The 25970-nt window shown below is 43.0% G+C and carries 19 protein-coding genes; 5 read left to right on the forward strand and 14 right to left on the reverse strand.

Annotated elements, in window-relative coordinates; all coding sequences use genetic code 11:
- Nucleotides 1-37: 37 nt before the first annotated feature.
- The 7 genes from HJG39_RS01130 to HJG39_RS01160 form a co-directional block, all read right to left on the reverse strand.
- Nucleotides 38-2863: a DUF349 domain-containing protein gene (locus HJG39_RS01130; protein ID WP_268405763.1), complete on the reverse strand. Its 2826-nt coding sequence runs from the start codon at nt 2861-2863 to the stop codon at nt 38-40.
- The gene (locus tag HJG39_RS01135) at nt 2853-3134 is read right to left on the reverse strand and encodes a YeaC family protein (RefSeq protein ID WP_268405766.1); all 282 of its coding nucleotides are present in this window, start codon (nt 3132-3134) and stop codon (nt 2853-2855) included. Before HJG39_RS01135 ends, HJG39_RS01130 begins: the two co-directional genes overlap by 11 nt.
- The gene (locus HJG39_RS01140) at nt 3134-3460 is read right to left on the reverse strand and encodes a zinc-ribbon domain-containing protein (protein WP_268405770.1); all 327 of its coding nucleotides are present in this window, start codon (nt 3458-3460) and stop codon (nt 3134-3136) included. Before HJG39_RS01140 ends, HJG39_RS01135 begins: the two co-directional genes overlap by 1 nt.
- Nucleotides 3461-3544: 84 nt before the next feature.
- On the reverse strand, nt 3545-5227 hold the full coding sequence (locus HJG39_RS01145; protein ID WP_268405772.1) for an alanine/glycine:cation symporter family protein: 1683 nt from the start codon (nt 5225-5227) through the stop codon (nt 3545-3547).
- A gap of 74 nt (nt 5228-5301) precedes the next feature.
- On the reverse strand, nt 5302-6429 hold the full coding sequence (locus tag HJG39_RS01150) for a M14 family metallopeptidase (protein ID WP_268405775.1): 1128 nt from the start codon (nt 6427-6429) through the stop codon (nt 5302-5304).
- Nucleotides 6430-6562: 133 nt separating this feature from the next.
- Nucleotides 6563-7093 carry a TlpA family protein disulfide reductase gene (locus tag HJG39_RS01155; protein WP_268405779.1) on the reverse strand — a complete coding sequence of 177 codons (531 nt, stop codon included), beginning with the start codon at nt 7091-7093 and terminating at the stop codon, nt 6563-6565.
- Nucleotides 7094-7315: 222 nt separating this feature from the next.
- Complete coding sequence (locus HJG39_RS01160) at nt 7316-8764, reverse strand: glyceraldehyde-3-phosphate dehydrogenase (protein ID WP_268405782.1); 1449 nt, start codon at nt 8762-8764, stop codon at nt 7316-7318.
- Between the two features lie 222 nt (nt 8765-8986).
- Between HJG39_RS01160 and HJG39_RS01165 the strand changes: the two genes are divergently transcribed.
- The gene (locus HJG39_RS01165; protein WP_268405785.1) at nt 8987-9796 is read left to right on the forward strand and encodes a DUF2989 domain-containing protein; all 810 of its coding nucleotides are present in this window, start codon (nt 8987-8989) and stop codon (nt 9794-9796) included.
- A gap of 128 nt (nt 9797-9924) precedes the next feature.
- Here the strand turns inward: HJG39_RS01165 and msrB are convergent, their stop codons facing one another.
- Nucleotides 9925-10320, reverse strand: coding sequence for a peptide-methionine (R)-S-oxide reductase MsrB (msrB, locus tag HJG39_RS01170; protein ID WP_268405788.1), 396 nt, complete (start codon nt 10318-10320; stop codon nt 9925-9927).
- Between the two features lie 36 nt (nt 10321-10356).
- Nucleotides 10357-11895, reverse strand: coding sequence for an NADP-dependent phosphogluconate dehydrogenase (gene gndA, locus HJG39_RS01175; RefSeq protein ID WP_268405791.1), 1539 nt, complete (start codon nt 11893-11895; stop codon nt 10357-10359).
- A 129-nt stretch (nt 11896-12024) separates the two neighbouring features.
- On the opposite strand from gndA, the gene HJG39_RS01180 reads away from it, so the two are divergent.
- Nucleotides 12025-12876, forward strand: coding sequence for a DUF1223 domain-containing protein (locus tag HJG39_RS01180; protein ID WP_268405794.1), 852 nt, complete (start codon nt 12025-12027; stop codon nt 12874-12876).
- Here HJG39_RS01180 and glgX read toward each other — a convergent pair.
- The 3 genes from glgX to malQ all read right to left on the reverse strand — a co-directional run bounded on the left by glgX (nt 12863) and on the right by malQ (nt 19414).
- Nucleotides 12863-14902 (reverse strand): glycogen debranching protein GlgX, encoded by a 2040-nt coding sequence (gene glgX / locus HJG39_RS01185; protein WP_268406263.1) that lies wholly within the window; start codon nt 14900-14902, stop codon nt 12863-12865. The genes HJG39_RS01180 and glgX overlap by 14 nt on opposite strands.
- A 92-nt stretch (nt 14903-14994) precedes the next feature.
- Nucleotides 14995-17178: a 1,4-alpha-glucan branching protein GlgB gene (gene glgB / locus HJG39_RS01190; protein WP_268405797.1), complete on the reverse strand. Its 2184-nt coding sequence runs from the start codon at nt 17176-17178 to the stop codon at nt 14995-14997.
- Nucleotides 17179-17203: 25 nt separating this feature from the next.
- On the reverse strand, nt 17204-19414 hold the full coding sequence (gene malQ, locus HJG39_RS01195; RefSeq protein WP_268405800.1) for a 4-alpha-glucanotransferase: 2211 nt from the start codon (nt 19412-19414) through the stop codon (nt 17204-17206).
- Between the two features lie 261 nt (nt 19415-19675).
- Here malQ and gap point away from each other — a divergent pair, with 261 nt between their 5' ends.
- The 3 genes from gap (at nt 19676) to HJG39_RS01210 (ending at nt 22664) form a co-directional block, all read left to right on the forward strand.
- On the forward strand, nt 19676-20671 hold the full coding sequence (gene gap / locus HJG39_RS01200; RefSeq protein WP_268405803.1) for a type I glyceraldehyde-3-phosphate dehydrogenase: 996 nt from the start codon (nt 19676-19678) through the stop codon (nt 20669-20671).
- A gap of 76 nt (nt 20672-20747) precedes the next feature.
- Nucleotides 20748-21593 carry a D-hexose-6-phosphate mutarotase gene (locus HJG39_RS01205; RefSeq protein WP_268405806.1) on the forward strand — a complete coding sequence of 282 codons (846 nt, stop codon included), beginning with the start codon at nt 20748-20750 and terminating at the stop codon, nt 21591-21593.
- Between the two features lie 66 nt (nt 21594-21659).
- Nucleotides 21660-22664: a LacI family DNA-binding transcriptional regulator gene (locus HJG39_RS01210; RefSeq protein ID WP_268405810.1), complete on the forward strand. Its 1005-nt coding sequence runs from the start codon at nt 21660-21662 to the stop codon at nt 22662-22664.
- A gap of 188 nt (nt 22665-22852) precedes the next feature.
- On the opposite strand, the gene HJG39_RS01215 is transcribed toward HJG39_RS01210, so the two are convergent.
- Nucleotides 22853-24403, reverse strand: a complete 1551-nt coding sequence (locus tag HJG39_RS01215; protein WP_268405813.1) for a family 16 glycosylhydrolase — start codon at nt 24401-24403, stop codon at nt 22853-22855.
- A gap of 188 nt (nt 24404-24591) precedes the next feature.
- Nucleotides 24592-25914, reverse strand: a complete 1323-nt coding sequence (locus tag HJG39_RS01220; RefSeq protein WP_268405816.1) for a glycoside-pentoside-hexuronide (GPH):cation symporter — start codon at nt 25912-25914, stop codon at nt 24592-24594.
- Nucleotides 25915-25970: the final 56 nt, after the last annotated feature.

Below are 25970 nucleotides of genomic sequence, written 5' to 3' on the forward strand. Positions count from 1 at the left end.
CAAATTACTAAGCTGGCTACACTAAGTGTTGTACTCGTTATTTCGCCAAGAACAAAGGAGTCACTCTTGATAATAACGCTTTATCTTCCGGCGACAACGGGCCTTGACTGATCCACAACTGTAGGAGCGCATCCATACCTAACGCTTCACCATCCTGTAGCTTGCTGGCCATCAGTTGCAGCTGAATATCCTTCCTCTTTGCATGTTCGCTGTCGGGACTTTCTACTCCCGCGGTAATTTCCATAACCAGTGTTAATGCTGCTCTATCGAAACCATCAAAAGCCCCTTGCTCAAACCCGACTTTTCCTGCGAAAGCTTGCTTCCACGCATTGCCTACCTCTGCATCTAACTCAGCTTCGCCTTCTTCCCACGCAGCGAGTGCATCAAGGATACTTTGGTACACCTTTAGAGTTTTGTTGTCGGCATAATGCTTACGCTTTTCCGCAAGATTAGTTTTAAGATTACGCACTTTCGCTTTCAGGCTCTTGGATAGAGCATGCGGCAATTGGGCTAGCGCATTATCAAGCTCTACAAAAGCCTGTTCTAACTCAGCAATATCATTTGGAGATTTTGCGTCAGCAATGCGCGTCTCCATTTCCTGTATTTGTTCTTGTAATGCTGAACTATTGGCTTCAAAGAGCGCGTTTTGCTGTTCTACTACTTGATCACGCTTAGCAAAAATTTGGTCATTAACATTACGGAATGTTTCCCACAACGACTTTTCAACCTTACTCTGCACACGCCCAACACCTTTCCATTCTTCCTGTAACAACTTCGCCTTTTGTGTCGCCTGTTTCCAGTCATCCTCCACCAAAAGCGCTTGAGCTTGATCAATCAAAGCCTGTTTCAAGGCAGCGTTTTCCTGATAATAAACGTCCACCTTGCTTTTTACTGCTCCAACGACAGACTTGTAACGAGTATCCACCGACTCCTTTGCCTTATAATCAGTCTCACCAATGTTTTTCCATTGCTTGCGAAAAGTGGCGAGCGCTCTATCTAAGTCAGCAAGCGATACGTCATCCGCATTTGTTGCTTCAAGCGTATCGAGTAACGCCATTTTTTTCTGTAGATTCTGTTCACGCGCAGCATCTTGTTCAGCATAGAATGCCCGACACGGTTTAAACGCTTCTTCACACCAATCATCAAAGGCTTTGTTCATTTGCTCATCTTCTTCTGAGCCGAGGTTGCCTAATGTAGTCCATTGATAACGCAACGCTTTTACACGCTTAGCTTGTTCTTCAGGCAGTAACGGTGACTTAGCTAGTGCTTCCACCTCTGCTAAAATTTCTGGCTTACGCGGTTGTGCAATATATTCCTGCCACCCTTTTAGGTTCTCTACTTGTGAGCGAACATTTTCAAATGCTTTGGATAGCTTTTTCTTTGCACTGTCATTCAGATTATCAAACTGTTTAGCCAGTTTTTCATAGTGTCGCATTGCACTATGAAAGCGCCCCTGATTAATTTGCCCATTGACAAAATTCAGCTTGTCACGGCACTTTTTAAAATCTTCTTCGACTTGCTTTTCTATCTTCGAGAAAGCCTTCTTCCAATGTTTAAGAAGATTCTGCCACTCTGTTTCTACCTGACTCGGCCAGATGCCCTTATAAGGAGCTTTTATTTCCTTCCATTGCATCGTCATTTGATGAAGAAACTGTTTCGCATCCGACAATTCTGCAACGTCACTTGGCTGCGCCTTATCTTTAATTTGTTGTTGAAGCTCTACAGCTTGTTTCAAAGCCAACTGCAATGCAGGTAGGTCATCTAAGCTGTTACGCTTTTGTTCCAAATTAAAAATAACGCTTTGTAACTGTTGTCTCTCAGGCTCGGATAATTCTTGAGCCAATAGCATATCAAGCTGGCTAACCGCCTTTTCTATTTGCTGATTACAGCGCTCTAATTCACCTAGCGTTAGCTGCGTCACATCATTGTTAAGTAATTGATTAATTTCATCGACAACTACGGTGCCAAAGTTTTGTGCCTGTTCTAATGCTTTTTGCAATTGACGCTTAATTTCCAAACGCGCCCAATCCTCATGCAACAACTCTGCTTTTCGAGCAACACGGCTTTGAATATCAGCAAACTTTTGTTCAAATTCGCTACGAACATCCTCACTTAACCAATTAAACTCCTCGGTCAAAGCAGCAAACCGCGCGGTTAAAGCCTCTTTTTCTGCTACCAATTTCGGGTATTCGTTGACATCACATAAAGCCAATAATTTAGATAAAACTAAGCGAACATCTTTAGTAATTTGAACAGGCTTTACCTTTTGTTCTTCAAATGCGGCTAGCTTTTTATTGGCTAAAGCAACTAAATCCGCATGGTTTGCCTTTCTAGCCACTCGGGCAATATCCGCTTCATCGGTTAACTGGTTAAGCAACGCTTCTGATAATTGGAAGTTCGCCGTTGATAATAAAAGTTTAAGCGTAATTTGCGGCTTATTTAATCTATCAATGACTGCGAGCATCAACTCTGTGTCGTTTTCATCAAGTGCACGCTCTTGCAGTAACAATTCTAATAACGCGTTATCTTGGCACTCTAAAATAAACGTTCTACGTGTGGCATTATCTAACGCCACACCGTCATTACTTATGTCATTCCCAAGTAAGGCATTTTCTACTTTAGCTCTTGCCTTTTTAGCGATTCGTTGGTCTTTAGCGGTATTGGCCATTTTCCACCAAAGGTCGAAATTATTAAGCCGACCTAATGCTGCCAAGCTCACCGACGCTTCACTGTCGTTGAAAGCAAGCTCATGCAAAATCGTTTTTTGCTGAGGTTCTTGGGGGTTAAGTTGTTGTAGTGCTTGAATACGAACCGCAGGATCTTTGTGTTGATGCTTGGGTTGGAAAAGTCTTTTAAATATCATCCTGTTTAAACCGGGCAATGCTTGCTTGATCAGCAAATTGATTCTTCAATGTTTCACGACTTTTGGTGACGATTTCACCGTCTGAACCAACAGTAAAATGCTCTTTAGACTGCATAACTTTTGCCTGATAAAGCATTACAGCCTGCATACAAACAGAGCGTTGTTCTTCCGTTAGTGGATTCCCATCAAGCCATTTTCCAGTTTCCACAGCTCGGCTTAATTTATGATAGGTTTCTTCAGTCATCGACTGTAAAAGGTGTTCAACATTCATTATTTGAATTTCTTATATATCGTCATTCGGACACGATTTATTACGTACCAGAACAAACCGACCCCAGCACATGTCATCGCGACGTAATATTCTATTTCTGTAGGGCGAGAACCACCCCAATACATATATGCAAAGCTAACGATGAACAACATCATCGCAAGCAGGGATTGGTTATTAAAGGATTGAGATTTCTTTATTTGTTGCAATCGCTTTTGGCGTAATACATCTTCTTCTGTTGCTGTTCCTATGGTAAATCCACAATGTGAGCATGTTTTTGCTTTATCGGAAATACGCTTAGAACAAGAAGGGCAGTTGGTTAGAGCCATTGTTCACTCCGTTATTAACTTCGCGAACTATACCTTATCCACTGCCCTTTTTAAACGTCAAAGCGGGGAGAAACCCCTGAAATACTATGCTTTGTCGCCTTTATTTTCTTTGTCGAACTCTTGCCAGTAGTCTGTTACGGTTTGTTTCATTTCTTTGCGTAGCATGAAAATGCCAAGCAAGTTAGGCAGTGTCATCACAACAATCGCAACATAGGACAAGTACCACACTAACGTTGTATCCGAAAAGGATGCCCAAAAGAAGCCTGCGACGTAAAATACGCGATATGGCATAACTGACTTGGGTCCCAACAGATAAGTCATTGCGCGGTCGCCGTAATATGACCACGAAATAGCCGTCGAGAAGGCAAATAACAATAACCCTATTGACACAATGTACTGACCTGAATCACCAAAATATCCGCGAGTAAACGCTTTAGTAGTGAGTTTTGCTGAGTGAATCAAAGACTTACCGGTGACAATAATGTTCTGTTTGACCAGTTTACCGTCAACAATGAGTAACTGCCCATTAAAGACATCTTCTTTGTCCCCAACGCTAAAAGTCACATCTTCCGCAATTGAGCGCGCATTAATAATGGTAAAATCTTGATTCAATGCTTTACCACCAACCACTTCAATCTTGCCATTAAATGGGGCTACCGTATTGTCTCCAGTGCTATTCAAATAACCATATAGCTCTTTTCTGTCTGACTCATTTTCTTGAGAATAAATACCTGCAACGATAACCATGTCTGTACGATCAAACTCATTCTCAAATTTCTCTTTCCATACTCCAGAAGACAAAATTACCAAACCCGTTAGGGTACAGATAAGAATGGTATCAATGAATGGCTCTAGAATAGATACTACCCCTTCTGAAACGGGTTCATGAGCTTTCGCCGATGCGTGAGCAATAGGAGCGGAACCTTGACCCGCTTCATTGGAAAATAAACCACGGTTTACTCCCCGATTAAAGGCGTAGGCGAAACTCGCCCCAAGGAAGCCCCCAGCCGCCGCTGAGCCAGTAAAGGCATCACCAATAACAGCAACAAAAGATGGAGCGATATTTTCGATGTTATAAAAAATAACGGCTAATGCACCAACAATGTAAATGGCGGCCATCAATGGAACAACGCGTGATGTAACTGCTGCGATACGTTTGATCCCACCTAGAATAACCAAGCCAAGTAACACAGCAAGGACGCCACCAGTTAACATGGGCTCTACGCCAAACGTAGCCTCCATACTGGTAGAAATACCGTTAATTTGTGGTAAGTTCCCAGTACCGAACGAACTAACGACGGTTGCAATGGCAAACCCAACGGCTAACCATTTCATGTTTAAGCGACGATCCATGTAGTACATGGGGCCACCCGCCATTGTGCCATCAGCGGTTTGTACACGATATTTGTGAGATAGGGTCACTTCTACGAATTTAGTTGTCATACCAAAGAAGGCAGTTACCCACATCCAGAATAAAGCCGCTGGACCACCCAAGAAGATGGCTAAAGCAACACCACTGATATTCCCTGTGCCGACGGTACCTGAAAGTGCTGTGGCAAGTGCTTGAAAGTGTGATGTATCACCAGGGTCTTCGTTTTTATCGTATTTACCACGCACGACGTTAATGGCGTGCTTAAAGTAACGAACTTGTGGAAATTTCAAATAAAGGGTGAAGAATAAACCCACACCTAGTAACGCATAGGGGAACCATGCAGAACTCCCTAAATAGCTGTCTAGCAGCAGCAAAAAGTTGCCTAAAGCTTCCAAAACTTTTTCCTCTTGTTGTTATTGTTCTCTCAACTGTTAATTATTTTGTTATACCAAAGCTAACGCAGTTGACGTTATCTTAGGTTATCAACGACCGAATTCATGGCAACGAGCACATCTTCTCCCAACTGTTTGCATCGCACAGGCGACCATCCATAGAGGGGATCAGGCAAATTGTCGTTGTCTTTAAATGGCATTTCTAAGGTGTATGCTAAACAAGAGAAGCGCTCACCAACAGCATTACAAGCAATAGTGAGATTCGCTTTTCCCGGTGCATCTTTTGGATAACCGAATTTATTTTGGAACTCAGGCGTCACAAGCAATAATGCCTCAACAAAGTTTTTCTCAAGCGACGCCAAACGGTCATTGTATCCGGGATTTCCTTCACAACCAGCTACGAAGTTATATGGAATTGCCTCGTCACCATGTACATCAAGGAATAAATCTACCCCAACCGCTTTCATTTTGTTTAAAACATGAAAAACTTCAGGGCTCTTTTCTAGTGTTGGCTCTGCCCATTCTCGATTTAAATTCACGCCAGCGGCATTTGTGCGAAGGTGTCCTCGTACAGACCCATCTGGGTTCATATTGGGTACAACATAAAACACCGCTTTATCCAGTAACCGACGTGCAACACCGTCATCTTCGTCCAGTAAACGAGCTAACAAACCTTCTACTAGCCACTCGGCCATAGTTTCGCCGGGATGCTGACGTGCTGTTACCCAAATTTTGTGCTTGTTCTGATCTTCTTCACCAATCACTAATAAGGTCATATCACGACCATCAAGCGTTTCCCCTAGATGCTCTTGTCGACATTGATAATCAGATTGGGCCCAAGCGAGTAAATTCAGATGTTGATCGTAAGAATAAGGGGCAAAGTAAGCAAAATAGGTCACTTCTTGCTCAGGAATAAATTCGATATGAAGCTGATTGTTTTCGAAAGTGCTAGGAACACGGAACCATTCAGCGCGATCGTAAGATGCTACAGCATGGTAGCCAGGCCAACCGCTGGGGTAAGCGGACTTATCAAGATCAACAATTGTCATTTTATGTTCAACCATTGTTTCAGTTTCTAACTTGAAGTAGAACCACTGTGCGAACTCTGATTGATTATCTTTTCGTATGCTAAGTTGGATGTTATTCGGCGCATCGGCGTTGAGGACTTCGATATTACCGCCGTCGAAATTGCAACTTATTCTCATGTTTTTATAATCCTTATTGGCATTGAGCCGCTAATCTAGCACAAAAGGCTATGCAATCCATCCCACGCTTATGTGGTTTCAGGTTGGTTGCTTAAAATGTGCGATGTTAGACCACACTGGTACTGTGTCATGACTACAGCGCCAACCAGTTTTGCAGTTTAATTTGTGTTGATGTGGTGTAGCCGAAGTGTTTTGCTATGACTTGTTTATTTTCATCTAATAAGTAGTAACTCGGATAACCTTTGATCTCGAAATGCTTTTTGATTTCGTTATTTCCAAGAGCGACATCAACATCCATATCATGCCTATCCACAAAATCTTGTACTTCTTCTAATGACTCATAATCCATTGCAACGGGAACGATATTAAGGCTGGTATCACCTAGGTCAGCAAGACTCCCAATACTCCAGTTGCATACCCGACACCAAGGCGCGAAAAAGTACAACAATGTGCGTTCAGTACCTTTAGCCAAAGTCATTTCTTTACCGGTTAGTGATACCGTCTGCATAGGCTCTACAGTAATACTTCCATCTGTTGGCAACATGTCCTTGGTTCGCCACATCTGTAGCGCAATTAAAATCACCGCTAGAATGATGATTTCTCTTACAAAACGAAACAGGGTTTTGCGCGTAAATAAGCCTTTCAATTTAGTGGAAAAAGACATAGTCATCCTATTAGTAAGCTTCTCATTATGAGGAATGTTAAACACACGACTGTGCGTCTTATCCCTGCGTATTAAATTACGGTATTAAATAAGAACAGGAATATTAGGCTAACGATTTCGGAGCAATTTATACTCCATTGATTCAAGACGCAAGCCTAGGCTGGGAAACCTAAAGAAAAAGGCTTGGAAATACCAAGCCTTTAGAGGGGATTACTTAACCATTTACCACTGAGGTAATGTTTTGAATGTCAGTCCCGACATTGCCATAGCAACACGAACAACCTGACAACTGTATCCAAATTCATTGTCATACCACAGGTACAATGTCGCTCGATTCCCAGAAGTAATGGTTGCCTGAGAGTCAACCACACAAGCCGCTCGAGAACCTACCAGATCAGTAGAAACAATTTCTGTTGAAGCAGTGAAATCAATTTGCTCTTGCATGTCGGAGAACAATGACTTTTCACGCAAGAACTCGTTAATCTCTTCCTTGCTGGCCTCTTTGTCTAAATTCAAATTCAAAATTGCCATCGACACATTTGGCGTAGGAACACGAATCGCATTACCGGTTAGTTTACCTTTCAATTTTGGATACGCTTTAGACACAGCCTTCGCCGCCCCTGTTTCAGTAATAACCATATTCATTGGTGCGCTGCGGCCCCGACGATCTGCTTTGTGGTAGTTATCAATCAAATTTTGATCGTTGGTATAGGAATGAACCGTTTCAACGTGTCCATTATCGATACCGAAAGCTTCATCAATGGCTTTCAATACTGGAGTGATAGCGTTAGTGGTACAACTCGCTGCTGACATGATGCTATCGCTTAGTTCGATATCACCATGATTCACGCCATAAACGATATTTTTAATATCGCCTTTGCCCGGAGCAGTTAATAACACTTTCGCAGCGCCTTTCGCCTTTAAATGACGACCTAAACCTTCTTCGTCACGCCATGCGCCAGTGTTATCAATAACCAATGCATGATTGATTCCGTACTGAGTGTAATCGACATCTTCAGGCTTGTCGGCATAAATGACTTGAATAAATGCACCATTTGCCTTTAATGCACTACGTTCATTGTCGACCGTAATACTGCCATTAAATGGACCGTGCACGGAATCTCGACGCAATAAACTGGCTCGTTTTTCCAAATCACCGTCTTTACCACCGCGAACAACAATCGCTCGCAATCGCATCTTATTGTTTTTACCCTGACGATTAATTAGCAAACGCGCTAACAAGCGACCTATTCTGCCAAAACCATACAACACAACATCTTGCGCTTGATGATCGTCTTGCGTATTCAAAATATCGGCCAGTTCACGTTCAAGGTAGTCTTTAATATCCAACCCTTGAGCACGATCTTCATGATAATAACCATAGGCCAATTGACCTAAGTCAATGGTTGCTGGTGCCAACTCCATATGGGTTAATCTTTCTAATAAAGACCAACTGTAACGGACCTTTAGTTTCTGTTCTCTGTGTAAACGTACACTGCGGTGCGCTTTGATAATCTCAATCGTACTGGCACCTAAAAGAGGTTTACCCAAAATAGTGAACTCAACCGCTTTTTCACGGTAAAGCTTCCCTAACATAGGGATCATTTGCTCAGCGTATTCTTGTCTTTCTTGCCAACTATCAAGAAGCTCTTGTTCATACTGTTGGTTCATTCTAAATAACAACCTCTTAGTCTTTGGTCTGTTACCATCGTAGATGAGAAGTAACGCGCCAGGGATCAATTAGTGATACTCAATATTGCTTATCAATCAAAGGAGCACTATTTTAAAAGTTGTACGTTGATGTTCCAAATTGTTGAAAATTTTCAGATTTATCTTCAAGTTAACGTTTAATGGACTTTTTTACGTAATTTTTCATACAAAAAGTGAGAGTATATGCGTTTACCCCCCCTGCTTTTAGGGCTTTTATTAATCAGCGGATGCAGTGAGTTTTTCGAAAAAAGCGTGGCAGATATTTGCGAAGAACATCCCCAAATGTGCCTGAATCTTAATCCTGACGGATGGTGCCGCGCTGAAAAATCAAACATCATTAAAAATAAATATCAAAACTTTCTCATACCGGATGAAGATTACAAATATAAGCTTCTTTTAAACTATGAAGCTTATAAAGCGTGTATTAGTAAAGCCGCACAAATTGAACACATTAAATTAAAAGAAAAGAAAACCGCAAGGGTAAAGGCATTACTCGCTACAGAGCGGGAATTAATTGCGCTAACAAGAGACACGCGCGACTCGGACAACCCCAACCTACTCTTTTACCACTGGTCTAGATTCGGTTCAGAGTCACATCTTGAGAAGTTTTTGAGCTATAGAGACATCGGTTTGCTAGAAACGCCCGATCTGCAAATTGCGCTCGCATCTTATTACGTCAAATTTGATCAGGAAAAGGCGATTACGTCGCTTTACCATGCGCTGGAGTTATACCAAGAAGGTGATGAAATCAACCCTGATATTTTTAAGAGCCTAACCAATATATTTATTAAATTAGAAGATTATGAATCGGCTTATAAATGGGGTTATATTGCACGAGAGTTTGATGCTGATAATTTAGATTTACCGCAAATTGAAACCTTAGTTATTCAAAGTAACGGCAACGTGAATGCGATTAAGAAAACCGCAAAATATTATATAAAGCATATTCAAAGCCGAGATTTCGTAGCACCTCGAGTGAAGCTCAATCTGTAACTCAATTACACTATTATTTTTATTATTATTTTTAAATTTTATGTAAAGTTTGGCGTGCGTGGTAAATAGTTAACCAATAATGACGCACGCAGGGTCAAATTTCTTATCACGGCAATGAAAAGCAGTGCCTAGTCAACGGTGTCTGCGGGTTTAAATTTTAAAGAAACCGAGTTAACACAGTACCTTTTTCCTGTCGGTTTAGGCCCATCATCAAACACATGACCAAGGTGTGCATCACAATTTGAGCAGACGATTTCGATACGATGCATCCCGTGGCTCAAATCTTCAAGGTAACTGATATTGCCAGGCACTGCCTCTTCAAAAAAGGAAGGCCAACCACAGCCAGCATCGAACTTATGCTCGGAGACAAACAATAATTTTTGACAGCAGGTGCAAACAAACTGTCCCAATGCGTTAACCTCCAATAAATCCCCCGTAAAGGGCCTTTCAGTGCCAGCCTTCCGACACACTCTAAACTCTTCTTCGGTCAGCTTTTCTCGCCACTGTTCTTCAGTTAACTTCATTTTTTATCTCCTACGCATAAACTACTGCATCGTAAATTAACTCTTAATAGGGTATTGAGGGCGGCCGGGCTTACTCCAATCTACGTGATACTTTTTGCCAGGGGCCTTATCCACTCTTTCGAATGTGTGAGCACCAAAGAAATCCCTTTGTCCTTGCAATAAGTTAGCTGGCAAAGTCTCACTACGATAAGCATCATAATAATGCAAGGCAGAAGACATGGCAGAAACCGGTACCCCAATTAAAACGGCATCTGCTATTGTCTTACGCCAATTTTGCTGATATTGACCTATTTGCTCCACGAAAAAAGGATCAAGCAATAAATTCGTTAACCCGTCGTTTTTCTCGTAAGCATTGGCAATAGACTGCAAAAACACCGCTCGGATGATACAACCTGCGCGCCAAATCTTCGCAATCCCGGCGAAATCTAACGACCACCCATGTTCTTTTGAAGCGATGTCCATTAGCTGAAAACCTTGTGCATAAGCACAGATTTTTGAGCAATATAAGGCATCCCTTAAAGCGATAATAAAGGCTTGTTTATCAGCTTCGGAGATAAGTGTTGCTTCGGGCTTTTGCAACACCTTTGAAGCCGCAACACGCTCTTGTTTAAAGCTGGATAAGCTGCGCGCAAATACCGCTTGAGTGATACTCGTCGCTGGGCTACCAACGTCTAAAGCGCTTACGGCTGTCCAGCGCCCGGTGCCTTTTTGCCCAGCTCTATCCATAATGACATCGACAAGTGGCTTCCCTGTTTCCGCATCATCTTCTTCTAATACTTCTGCACTGATTTCCATCAAGTAACTATTTAACAAACCCTGATTCCAATCACGGAAAATAGCGGCAATTTCTTTTGGATTGAGGCTAAGCCCATCACGCAATAGATGATAGGCTTCGCAAATAAGCTGCATATCCGCATATTCAATGCCATTGTGAACCATTTTTACAAAATGCCCTGCGCCAACTGGGCCAATGTAGGTTGCGCACGGCTCCCCTTCTTTTACTGGTTTACCCGGTTCATAAGACTCAATGGGTTTGCCTGTTACCGGATCAACTTTAGCCGCAATTGCATAAAAGATAGGCTCTATACGTGTCCACGCATAAGGGTCGCCAGAAGGCATTAATGAAGGACCAAAACGCGCCCCGACTTCACCACCGGAAACGGCTGTGGAGAAAAAGATAAATTTACCGCGATATTGCTTTTCACGCTCTACGGAGTCTGTCCAAAGGCTATTGCCAGTGTCGATAACAATATCATCTGGCTCAATGCCTGCATCAATAAGGCGATGACAAACGTGGTCAACTGGCTCACCCGCTGGTACAGAAAGAATGATTAAATGCGGCGTTTTTAGTCGCCCTAACAGTTCGGTATAAGAACGACAAGCAAACAAGCGAGGTTCACCCTTTCCGGTTTCCTCCTGATCTTGCTCAATTGCCGCAGCAACCTTGTCTGCATCCAAATCAAAACAGGCAATTTTATACCCATTATCGGCCAAGTTGAGTGCAATATTTTTACCCATTACACCCAGACCGATAAAACCAATATCGCACAGAGTATTGTTAACCGTAGAACTCATTTTTGATACCTTGACAATTGAGGTTGCTTAAATACTAGACTTACCGTCCGATTGGGCACAAATTATAGCGTTTTTGTCGCGCAGATAACACCTTGATATATCCCCTTTAACTGTGCAATTTCGTTACTAATGAAGCAAATTCACCCTGACGTATGGTCTTATTTACAAGACATTCTAGAATGGGAAAAAATTGTGAAATCTATCTCCTCTTACTTTAGCTTCTTCTTGTGTGTTTTCAGCGCACAAGTCATAGCTTCATCGGCACAAATGACTTCCGAAAATGCACCAACATTCTACGCCCAAAGCGGTCAAGACCGGGTTCAGATTATTGAACTTTTTAGCTCTGAAGGTTGCCATAGCTGCCCACCCGCTGACAAATGGCTATCCCAATACACTCATGATCCCGACTTGTGGCAAAAGTATGTACCACTAGCCTTTCACGTTGACTACTGGGATTATATAGGCTGGAAAGATAGATTCGCCAAACAGCGCTTCAGCCAACGCCAATATCAATATGAACGACGTGGCGCAACCGGCCAAGTTTATACGCCTCAATTTGTGGTTAATGGCAAAGAATGGCGAGGGTGGTTTCGTCATCGAATCGATAAATCCGTCACCCTACCCAAAGTCAAAGACACTCCGGGACAACTTACCTTTAAGGTGAAAGAGCAGACAATATTCGCTGAATTCAATAAACCGAAGTCAGAATCCAACTATGTGGTTTTGCATGTGGCGCTGCTAGCCAGCGATATTCGCAGCCATATTACCCGAGGCGAAAATAAGCGCAAAACACTGGAGCATGACTTTGTTGTACTGAACCATAAAAGCTATCGTGCTTTGGACAATGACCTCACATTTGAAGGCTCAGCCCCGGATATTCCAAACATTGCTAAAGAAGCAGGTAAATTAGCGTGGGCAGCATGGATCGAAGAAAACGGCGTACCTGTACAAGCAACAGGTGGTTGGATTAACTCGCTTTAAAAATCGCTAAACTACGATAGGCTTGCACAAAGTCATCCTTTACCAACAAGCTAGGTACTTCGCCTAGCTTCTGATAACGGGTATCAAGTTGCATTTGCCAAGTTTGGCCATCTTTTAACGATGGCATGTTGAATTTAACGTCATGGTCTGCGGCATTGAATAAAATAAACCAATGCTCCCCCACATCGTCATCACCTTCAAGTTGAACAGCAAATGCTTGGTTATCGTGATCATGCCAATCATCCTCAACCTTGTCCTTACCGTCAGGTCGAAGCCAGCACACCTGCTTAACATTACGCCCACTTAAATAGCTGTCATCACTTTGATTTAAATGACGAAGCAATTTACTGTGTTTTCGCAAATGAATAACAAAGGCACAAAACTCCAAGAAATCTTCCGATAACGCATCCAACTTCCAATTGTACCAACTTATTGGATTATCTTGACAGTAGGCATTGTTATTGCCCTGCTGACTTCGACTTAACTCATCTCCCCCCAAAAAATGCGGTATGCCTTGCGATAGCATTAATGTGGTAATGAGATTGCGCTTTTGTCGCTCTCGAGTCAGATTTATATCGTGATTTAATGTTTCGCCTTCTTCACCATAATTGAAAGACACATTATGACCGTGTCCATCACGATTGCCTTCAAGATTTGCTTCATTGTGCTTTTCGTTATAACTCACCAAATCATGCAAGGTAAAACCATCATGATAAGCAATGTAATTCACTGACGATTGCGGGTGCCTGTGGTTCTTCCAAAAAACATCTCTGGAACCCAGTAAACGGGTTGCAAATTCGCTGGTTAAGCCCTTATCACCACGCCAAAACCCTCGCACGTTGTCACGATATTTATCGTTACACTCTACCCAATTACTGGGAAATTGCCCTAAACGATACCCACCAACGCCAATGTCCCAAGGCTCAGCAATGAGCTTAGCGGTATGCAATATAGGATCTTGTCGTAACGCTCTGAAAAAACCGGAGTCACTGGAAAACTCATAGGGATCACGACCTAAGCTGGCTGCTAAATCAAACCGAAACCCGTCTACCCCCATCTCTTGATACCAATACCGTAATGCATCTAATACCATTCGCATGGGATAATGATGTGCCGTGTTGACACTATTGCCGCACCCAGAATTATTGATTAGCCGCTGATATTGGCTTCCGCCGGACTCATTTCTTTCAAATAAATAAAATGCGCTGTTGTCGATTCCTCGAAACGACAAAATAGGACCGTCAGTACCGCCTTCAGCGGTGTGATTGAAAACCACATCAAGGATAACCTCGATCCCTGCTTGATGGAAAGTCCTTACCATCGTTTTAAATTCAACGACCGCATCGTTAACGGCATAGCGCGGATCGGGCGAGAAAAAGTTAACAGGATTATAGCCCCAATAGTTGCACAACCCTTTATTAGCAATATAAGGCTCGGACATGAACGCCGAAACGGGTAAAAGCTGTACGGAAGTCACGCCGAGCGTCTTTAGGTGTTCTACCACTGGAGGATGACACAATCCTAAATACTTACCTTGAAGTTGAGGCGGCACTTGTGGATGCTGCTGAGTCATCCCTTTTACGTGGACTTCATAAAGGATCACATCTTCGAGTGGGTAATCGGGCTTGGTGGTACCTTGCCAATCAAAATCATGATTAGTCACTACTGCTTTAGGCGACCAGTGTTCATTATTCGCATGATAAGCTTCCGCATCCCATTGATAGGGCTTACTTAAGGCTTTAGCGTAAGGGTCGAGCAACAGTTTGTTGGGTTCAAATCGGAACCCTAATTCGGGTAAATTCGGACCTGTCACACGATAGCCATATCGCGCCCCTTCTCGAACGCCCTTTATATGTGCATGCCAAACCTTACCGGTTTTTTTCGGCAATGGTATTGCCTGTATTAACGTGTCTTCGGCGTCAAAGAGACACAGCTCAACCTTTTCGGCAAAAGGGCCGTGTAGTGCAAAGTTGCAACCGGTTGAGGTTAGAGTAGCGCCAAAAGGATAAGGTTTCCCTTCTGTCACGCTATAATCATGGGCGTCCTTACTTGAACTATCGCGTTTTGATGGTTGGCTTTTGGCGTACACAGACACGTCCTAAAGAAGTAAGCAATTGGTTAAGCATCAATGACCAAGTATAAGGTCGCCAAAGGTGGCAAATTAAGCACAATTGACCGAGGTTTGTCATTCCACATAATTTCTTCAGTGGCTAAATTCACATGAGTTTCAAACCCACTGCCCCATAAAGAAACATCGTCAGTATTCACAATAATTTTGTATTTCCCGGCTTTATGCACACCAATACGATAGTTTTCGCGAGGCACCGGTGTAAAATTACTGATCACAACCACATGCTCGGCATCATCAACTGAGCGTCGTAAAAACGATAGTACGCTTTGTTCTGAATTTTGATTGTCAATCCATTCAAATCCACTTGGGTCACTGTCTAATTGGTGCAATGCTGGATAGTCACGGTATACACCATTAAGGACTTGATACGTTTGCTGTATACCTTGGTGTTTTTCGAACTCCAATAAGTGCCAGCTCAAAGAAGATGAATGATTCCATTCTTCACTCTGTCCAAACTCATTTCCCATGAAATTGAGCTTTTTCCCCGGATGCGCGTACATAAAAGCGGCATAACATCTTAAGTTGGCTGCCTGTTGCCATTCATCACCGGGCATTTTGCGAATTAACGACCCTTTCCCATGCACAACTTCATCATGAGAAATGGGGAGGACAAAGTTCTCATCGAATGCATAAATTAAGCTAAATGTGATTTCGTTATGATGATAATGACGATATGCAGGATCTTTAGAGATGAAATGCAAAGAATCATGCATCCATCCCATATTCCATTTGAACCCGAAACCTAATCCACCTTCATGCACCGGTCGAGAAACCTTAGGAAATGCAGTGGATTCCTCCGCAATAGTAAATGCTTTGGGAAACTTGTCATAAACTTCGCGGTTCATCCATTGTAATAAACTAATGGCTTCGTAGTTGCGATTCCCACCATCTACATTGGGTATCCATTCACCCTCTTTTCGGGAATAGTCTAGATATAACATGGACGCCACGGCATCAACGCGCAATCCATCAATATGAAATTTATCTAACCAATATAACGCGTTCGCCACTAAAAATTGACGCACCTCGTTTTTACCGTAATCGTAAATGCAAGAATTCCAATCAGGGTGCCACCCTTTACGCGGATCTTCATATTCATACACGCAAGAACCATCAAAACGAGCCAAACCATGTGGATCTTCTGGAAAATGCGCGGGCACCCAATCCATGATCACGCCAATGCCATTTTGGTGGCATTGATCAACAAAAAACTTGAAATCGTCTGGTGAGCCAAAACGACTTGTTGGCGCAAACAACCCTATCGGTTGATATCCCCAAGAGCCATCAAATGGATGCTCGGTTACAGGTAATAACTCGATATGGGTATATCCCATCCCTTTCACATAGGGAATTAACGTATCGGCTAATTCATGGTAATTTAATGGCTCACCTTTTCCGCCTACCATCTTTTGCCGCCACGACCCTAAATGCACTTCATAAATGCTCATCGGACTTTGATATAAATTTTCTGCATCACGCTGCATCCAATCCATATCTTCCCATTCATACCTTGTGTGATCATAAACTTCAGAGGCATGAGACGGGTATTGGTCAGCATAAAAGCCAACGGGATCCGCTTTATGTGGCAACGCATGACCTTGGTTGTCTTTTATCTGATATTTGTACTTCGCAGAGGCACGTACACCGGGAATAAACAGCACCCAGTAACCCATATCGGTTTTTTGCATGGGATGACGGACTCCGTCCCACCAATTAAAGTCTCCCACCACAGAAACAGCAGACGCATTGGGTGCGTAAACGGCAAACCGTACCCCAGCCACATCTCGCCCATCTGCATGCACGGTTGTAAGTTGTGCACCTAATTGCTGATATATATTCTCTGGATGATGATCAACAAAATGCACCGCATGATACGCATGTTCCTGAAACTGATAAGGATCAAGATAACGAAACTCGCCGTCTTTTGTTTTGACTTTCAGTTCATAAATACCGTCTAGATCACCTTCGTTGACCGCCAACTGAAACAGTGGTGTATCGCGCCTTTGCTGCATTTCGCCAATACTGGAGCCATTTGGATATGAAATAAGGGTTACTTTCTCAGCTCCCGGAACAATTACTCGCACCACCTGCTGCCCACCATCATGATGTACACCTAAATATTGAAAAGGATGGGAGCACTCTGCTTTTAGTAACTTTTGATCTAGCTGCATTCTTTACCTTTATCTAACTATCACACTAAGACTGTTTGGGCTTTGACACACTGTTTCTAGCCTCAGTTAATCCTAACGCAAGATTGTTGAGTGTTGGATCAGTAAAAATCTGCTCCAGATTACGGGTCAGCTTACGTTTCCAGTTAGGGTATTCACTGGAAGTTCCCGGAATATTAACTGGCTTATCCATTTCTAACCAATCCTCTAATTGCAATGACAACAACGCACTTGAACCTTTCGCCATATGATATTGCATACCGTGATTTAGCTGTTTATGCATAGCCATACCTTCGGCGCTTCTATCGGTCCACTCGGGAATCGCACCATGCCCATGTAACGTGTCCAAAATGCGCTGTTTGTTTTCGTGTCGGCTGTGATATAAATTTTCAAGCACTTCTGCACTTGGATATAAATTTAGTTCATTTCCGAGTTCTAAGTCTAAACAATGCCAATACCCCGTTAGCGTTGGCATATCATGAGTTGTTAGTGTAGACATAGATTGTTCTGGGTAATGGCTCGGCGAGTAAAAACCGCCATCTTCGGCTTGCTCAAAAAAGAACACTCGATAGGAATGGATGCCGTTTTCACGCAACATAGTAACGATTTCATCTGGCACCGTACCTAAATCTTCGCCAATCACTAAGCTCTGATGTCGGTGACTTTCTAACGCTAAAATCGCTAATAAATCATTAACCGGATAATACACATAACCGCCCTTATCCGCTTTTTCCCCTTTTGGCACCCACCATAAACGCAATAATGCCATTACGTGATCGATTCTAAGAGCTCCACTGGATTGCATATTCGCGCTGAATAAATCGACAATTGGCTGGTAAGCCTGCTGGTAAAGCTCTTGAGGGTCCATTGGTGGCAACCCCCAGTTTTGACCAAGCGGCCCAAGTACATCAGGAGGCGCACCAACACTCGCGTCGGTAACATATAAACTGCGATTTCCCCAAATCTCGGCACTGCCTTCACTAACACCCACCGCCAAATCACGATAAATACCGATTTGCATACCTGCATCTTGCGCCGCTTGATTCGCCTGCTCTAGCTGCAATGCGGCTTGCCACTGCAAAAACATGAAAAAGGTAACGCGCGATGCGTTGTTCTTTCTGAATTTAACAACCGCTGGATTTTGGAATTCATTGTATTCTTTCGGGAAAACCGGCCAGCCCCATGCAGGCTTACCTTCTTTTGTTAGGCTTTCTTGGATAGCATCAAAGGTGGCTAACATTTCTAGGCTCTCGCCGCCTTCCTCTATAAAGGCAGTAAAAGCTTTGTTTTGTTCCGTTTTTTGATTAACCAGCGTTTCGTATTGAACTTCAAAAATGGCGTTTAATGCTTGCAACTTAAGACGCGTTACCGCTTCGTAATCAACATAATCAATTTCTCGTGCATGGTTCAGCGTGGCTTGAAACTCATGAGAATTTACTATTTTTTGTACCGATTCATGTTCAAAACCCGCAATTGCGGTAACATCGATATAAATGAAGTTAAGCCAACGGCGAGATGATGGTGAATAAGGGCTACACCCATTAGGATTGGCGGGATATAACGCATGAACTGGATTTAAACCAACAAATTGAGCACCTTGACGCCCCGCTTGTCCGAGCAAATAACTGAGATCGGTAAAGTCACCCACTCCCCAATTTCGCTCACTACGTAAGCAATAGAGTTGAACACTCAATCCCCATACTTTTTTGCCGTTATCAATGTCGTCTGGAATGTAGCAACGTTGAGGCGCGATAATCCAACGCATCTGAGCCAATGTGTCGCCATCATCAGCATTGAGTACCACCTGATGATAACCAAGTGGCATGGTTTCTTTGATTTGCACCACGTATTCTTGAAATTCAATGTCGTCTATATCAACCGAATTGATGAGTTCACCGTCAGACGGCACAAAGTTGACTGAATGTGTTTTGCCTTGCTCGGTCGTAATCACAAAACTGAATGCATCGTTGACCAATTCTATAGGGAGCCTTACAGGAATAATAAGGGCTTCATGTTCACGGTTAACTTGAACCGGATTAAGTGGAGACATCCAACTTTTATCAATGTCATCTGATATACGTTTTTCTAACGCTTCTTCGTTCTCAACATCATAACCCATCGCACCTAACAGCATTGATTTTGTGTCATCGCTAATTTGCACCGCATCGCCCCATGCATCGACATAGTTCGATTCAATGCCACGTAACTCAACTAGCTTTTCAATTAAGGAGTTAGTCATTTGCTTTTTTAATTCCTGTAAGCGTGTCTTAATCGTTTAACTTTTTGAAGACTCTTAACCCACTTAATATGAGTTGTTTATTGGGATATTTTAAGAGTCAGCGTTCGAACCCCTAACGATATTAGAAAACAGCAAATTTTGCACGAAGGAAATTTGTAATTTTGCAACATTTTGACGGATTGTTTTGCCTTTTCCGACGGAATGATCCATAATTTTTGTAATTTTATTTCATAATTTAAGCTCAACCATCGAGGAAATCTCATGACAATTAAAGTTGGAATCAACGGTTTCGGGCGAATTGGTCGCTTCGTTTTTCGTGCCGCGCTTGAGCAAGACGGAATTGAAGTCGTCGGTATTAACGACTTACTTGATCCTGAATACATGGCCTACATGTTGAAATACGATTCAACACACGGTCGCTTTAAATATGATGTTGTTGCAGAAGGTAATCAGTTAGTTGTCGATGGTAAAGCCATTCGTGTAACAGCAGAAAAAGACCCAGCAAACCTAGCTTGGGGCGATATTGGCGTAGATGTTGTTGTTGAATCAACTGGCCTATTCTTAACCGACGAATCCGCTCGTGCTCACTTACAAGCCGGTGCCAAAAAAGTGGTTATGTCAGCGCCATCTAAAGATGCTACCCCAATGTTTGTTATGGGTGTAAACCATGATAGCTACGATGGTCAGGCCATCGTGTCAAATGCGTCATGCACCACCAACTGTTTAGCGCCATTAGCAAAAGTGGTAAACGACAACTTTGGTATTGTTGACGGTTTAATGACCACTGTTCACGCGGTTACAGCTACACAAAAAACGGTTGATGGCCCATCTCACAAAGATTGGCGCGGCGGCCGTGGTGCTTACCAAAACATCATTCCATCATCAACCGGGGCAGCTAAAGCGGTAGGCAAAGTGATTCCGGCGTTGAATGGTAAGCTAACGGGTATGGCTTTCCGTGTGCCAACCGCCGATGTGTCGGTTGTTGACTTAACCGTTAACCTAGAAAAAGGCGCAAAGTATGATGATATTTGCGCAGCCATTAAAGCCGCGTCTGAAGGTGAGCTCAAAGGCATTTTAGGTTATACAGAAGACGAAGTGGTATCCCAAGACTTCATTGGCGATACTCGTACTTCAATCTTCGACGCCACAGCAGGAATTGCACTAACGGATAACTTTGTGAAATTGGTGTCTTGGTACGACAACGAAATCGGTTATTCAAACAAAGTGCTAGAATTAGTGAAGCATATTAGTCGATAATATTCTCTTCGCGATAAGGCGGCGCTTAAGCCGCCTTTTTTATGTCTGCCATTTCATCTCTTTTTATGAGGTCGCCATGCAATTACCGGCATCAGTTACCATTGAAAAGCAAAACGACAATACCATCTTCGTTATTGATAACGAACTTGCTAGCGCCAAAATTTCACTTTTCGGCGCACAGGTATTTAGCTTTATTCCCAAAGAAGACGACATCGAACGGTTGTGGCTTAGCCCGTTAACCAAAGTGGACGCCACCGAAACCATTCGCGGCGGCACCCCCGTTTGTTGGCCTTGGTTTGCAAGCCAATATCCGAATAATGATACCTCTCTTCCTATGCATGGTTTTGCCCGCTCTCAGAAATGGGAGTTAATCAGCGCCAAGGATGTCGATTCACATACATTGCTCATTTTTAATTGCCCAACAACCTCAGGCAAAGGCTTCCCTCACCAAGCTGAATTGCAATTAGAGGTATTAGTTGGCGCACAACTGCGCATGACACTTATCACCAAAAATACAGGCAACGAAGCCTTTGAATTTACTGGCGCGTTACACACCTATTTTGCTGTTGACGACATTAATCGAATTGAAATTATCGGGGTTGATGGCGAATACAAGGATAAAAATCGTGACATGGCTTGGTTTAATGCACCAGAGACCTACCGGATACAAGGACCGAATGACTGCATTCATTTCAGCCAAAATGCCCGATTACTGATTGACCAAAGTACAGGAAATGCCATTTCTGTGAACGCCGCAGGCCATGACAGTATCGTGATTTGGAACCCTTGGAAAGGCGCGAAAGATATCGCAAACATACCAGACGACGGCTATTTACGCTTTCTTTGCATCGAGTCTGCAGTCACGAAAGGTATTACTTTGCAACCAAAAAATTCGCATTCCCTAGTACAAAACATTGGTTAAACCTAAAAAAGTCGTAAAATAGCCATCGGATTAGAACATTTATACTAAATTTCTGGATGAAAACCGATGGCGACAATAAAACAAGTATCCGAATTGGCAGGCGTATCGCTTGCCACTGTTTCTCGGGTCATTAACAACACCGGACAAGTTAAACCCCACACCAAAGAACGCGTTGAAAAAGCAATGAAGGACTTGGACTATCGCCCTAACTACATTGCCCAATCGCTTGCATCGAACAAAAGTAATACTATAGGTTATGTGGTGCCTGAACTGCACGGTGCGTTTTTTGGCGCCATGATTTCTCCCGCTGAGAAAATCCTACGTAACGCATCCAAACATGTAATCATTTCTGCCGGTCACAGTCGTGAAGAGGATGAAATGAGTGCCATTGAATCCCTAAGAGATAGACGCTGTGATGCACTTATTTTGCATCTAGAAGCCGTTAGCGACGACTATTTAGTTAAGCTTGCCAAAGAAAAAGTCATGTTTATTGTCGTTAATCGCTATATTCCTGAAATTGCTGAGCATTGCATTAGCATCGACAACATTAAGGGAGCTGAAATCGCCACCTCGGCACTAACCGATTTGGGACATAAATATATCGCCTATATTTCGGGCCCAAAAGAAAAGGACGATGCTGTAGACCGCTTAGAAGGTCATAAAAATGCATTGGAAAAAGCGGGTATTCCTTTTGACACATCACTGATCTTCCCTGGTAATTTCCAAGCGCATTCAGGCTATGAACAAACGCTAAAGATCCTTTCGGATAAACCGGAAGTCACGGCTATCGTCTGTGCCAACGATGAAATGGCTTACGGTGCACTAGGGGCCATTAGAGAAAAAGGGTTATCAATTCCTGAAGATGTCTCGGTCATTGGCTTCGATGATGTGGAATTTTCCCAGTTTACCTACCCTCGCCTGACGACTATGCACTACGCCAAACATACACTCGGTGAACAAGCCGCGCGTTGGGTTTTAGCAAACGTGTATAATCAGGAAATCAACTACAATACAGATAGAATTGTGCCACATCTTGTCACTCGAGATAGCATTAGCGAACCCCACGCTTAATCTTAGATTTGTAGCCAAAATCAGGGAAGATGATAGGAAAAAAGGGTAAGTATTGTCGGGGGGGTGTCAATTAACAATACTTACCCAAGCTGCTTGTTTTACAACAAGACTAAGTGAAGGAAACCTTCAGATACTGCAATACATGTCATTTCTCGCAGTGACAGCGACGCCACTGCATTTCGTCCAAACTAATTTCCATTTCCTAAAATATTGATGTTATCCATCACATAAGTGCTGCCATCAAAGGTATTGGGTTCAATTAAAATAACGATGGTGTCAACATCACCTGTTTTAGTTAAACCATCAACACGCTCTTGAAGTCTGAAACGTAAGGTTTGCTTACCATTTGCATGTTCAATATGCGCTTCATATTTACTATGGCGCCCAGTTGGATAGTTAGACGGTGTTGCCGTTGCACTGTTTTCTAATTGGATAAGGATTTCCTTACCAACCAGTGTAGGGTCGAAATTAGTAATATCGATAGTGAATGCTTTACCACCCGTTAAAAAGGCATCTGCGGCAGGAATAGCCGAGGTTGTTGCGGCAATCACATCGTAAAGCGAGCCCGCGTCGCGGGTATAAACCAACTCACCGTCAACAACTTGGAAGTTGCCAGTGAATGAGGTGTACGTCATGTTTGCGTTACCATTGAAGTCGTCCAACACCGCTTCAACTGGCAGAACAGGTTCAACAAAAACCGGAACAGAAAGTGAATATGTACCGCAGCTATTTGTTACCTCAACGGAAACATCTCCACTGGTTGCTGAACCAAAGTCCACACTAATAGAATCGCCGCCGCCAGAGAGCGTCGCACCCGCCGGAACCGACCACGCATAAGTGCTGTTTGGGTCTTCATCAATAACGGTATACGTGCCAGACTTACCCGGTGCGATAATGTGAGGTCCATCTACAGAAGGTTGGCCCATGTCGTATACACGAACATAATCCACTTCCATTGTTGATGGGAAGATTGAATCATCTGGCGTGCCACCAATAGAACCACCAACAGCAACGTTTAGTAGGAAGTGATACTGGTAATTTTCAAATGTCCACCATGCTGGGTTGGCTAAATCTTCTGGTTTTTTTACTGAATAAAGGATGTCGTCGAGATACCAACGAATTTCGTTTGGCTCCCACTCCACGGCAAACACATGGAAATCATCCGAAAGTAAGTCCGGTTGCCAAAGAATATCGTTGCCTTGGAAAGAGTTGTTTGGATACAGTTCGCCGTAATGAATCGTACCAAAGGCTGTCATCGAGGCTTGACCAGTTGCCTCCATGATGTCAATTTCACCGCTAATTGGCCATACTTCCGCAGGATCAGTCGGAAGCATCCAAAATGCAGGCCATAAGCCTTGTCCAAGCGGTAATTTAATACGAGCTTCAAAACGCCCGTTGGTCCACTCTCCGCCATTTGGCATATTCGCCGTTCTTAAACGCGCAGAAGTATAGGATTTGCTTCTTACACGTTCTCGTTTTGCGGTAATGCTAAGAACACCGTTGGCAACTGTTGCGTTCTCAGATTTGTACCATTGAAGTTCATTGTTACCCCAACCACAAAGTCCAATATCACAGCCATCACCTAGTTGGGCTTCCCACTTAGTGGTATCGAGCTGTGTTCCATTAAATTCATCACTCCAAATCAGATTTTGACATTGTTGCGCAGCCGCCGAACCGGAGAACGCAGCTAACAATAGTGCAGTTGTGATTGTGTTTTTGGTAAATAAAGGCTTGTTCATTGAAGTCTCCGCCAATTGGATTCATTACCATTCCATGACTACTGTTGTAACGCTCAACTAAATATCATCCTAATAATGAGCAACTATTGGCAAGAATATTAACCTTCAAAGAAAAAAATGTAAACGCTTACATTCTCATTTTTCTAAAAAATTTTACAAGTTATTAATATTTGTAAAAAAAAGTAATCCTAATTGGTTTGTAGAGATTGCTGAAGTTCACTTACTTTCGTGTTGTTGAGCGTATAACCTTTCATTAAAAACGCGACAACAAAAAAGCATAATGCAGGGAAAACGGTAAACGACCATAAAATACCTTGTTTCACCGTTTCAGACTGCGCTTGATCTGCTTCATAACCATAGAAGGCAAGTAACCATCCGGCTATTGCGCCACCAAGGGCTAAGCCTAATTTTATAAAGAAGACAATGGTCGAATAAACCACACCGGTCAAACGTTCACCGGTTTTCACATGACCGTAATCAACAACATCAGCCATTTTGGCCCAAAGCAAGGGGGTAGCCATTTGTAGGAAAAAGCCCCACAAGAAATGCATTACAAAAGCGAGAATTAGGCTGCTGCTGTCAACCAGAACACTCGCCGCGCTGATAACACCCGCTATCACTTGCAGCAATCGGTATAGCTTAATTCTGCATATTCTCTTGGCTGCATAGGCAGACACAACACAACCTAAAATGTTACCAATCATTCCCAGCGTAATGAACTGAGTAATCATAGACTCCTGCTCTAAGTAATACTTCACGTAATAAATGGCTAAGGTGTTACGTAAAACCATGCCGACGAGCAAAACAAACGCGGCAGCACACAGCACCCGCCATTGATCATTACGCCATAAAAGTTGTAAATCAGCTTTAAGCGGTCTGCCATTTGTCTGCGGCATTTCCACCCGCTCTTTGGTCCCGTAAAAACAAATAAAGAACATCACGACACCGGCAATACTCATGATGACCATAGTAAGTTGATAACCCAAGGCTTTATCACCCTTGCCTAACCAATCTACCAGTGGAATCGTTAACGCAGAAACCAATAATCCACCCAACATACCGAAGGTAAAACGATAGGATTGCACTGTTACCCGTTCTTCTGGATTTGGCGTTAATGCCCCGCCTAAAGCGGAATAAGGAATATTGATAGCAGTATAAGCAATCATCAAAAGAGCGTAAGTCGCAAAGGCGTAAATCACCTTTCCAGTGTCACCTAGGTCAGGGGTTGTAAAAGTGATAACACTAATTGCACCAAAGGGAATCGCCAGCCATAGAATGTAGGGGCGAAAATGACCATGTTTGCTGCGTGTTCTATCGGTTAATGCCCCCATAAGAGGATCGGTTATCGCATCCAACACTCGTATTGAAAGGAACAAGGTGCCGACAATGGCAGGAGACAAGCCGAAAATATCGGTATAAAAAAACGCAAGAAAAAGCATGACGGTTTGAAACACAATATTACTCGCCGTATCCCCTAACCCGTAAGCGATTTTCTCTTTAACCTGAAGCATATTTTCGGCCTTCTTTCTTATTGTTGTTTTTAACTGATGTTACTGTTTTTTATGTT

Origin of the sequence: Alteromonas sp. a30 (assembly GCF_026788005.1) — a bacterium.
Lineage (GTDB): Bacteria > Pseudomonadota > Gammaproteobacteria > Enterobacterales > Alteromonadaceae > Paraneptunicella.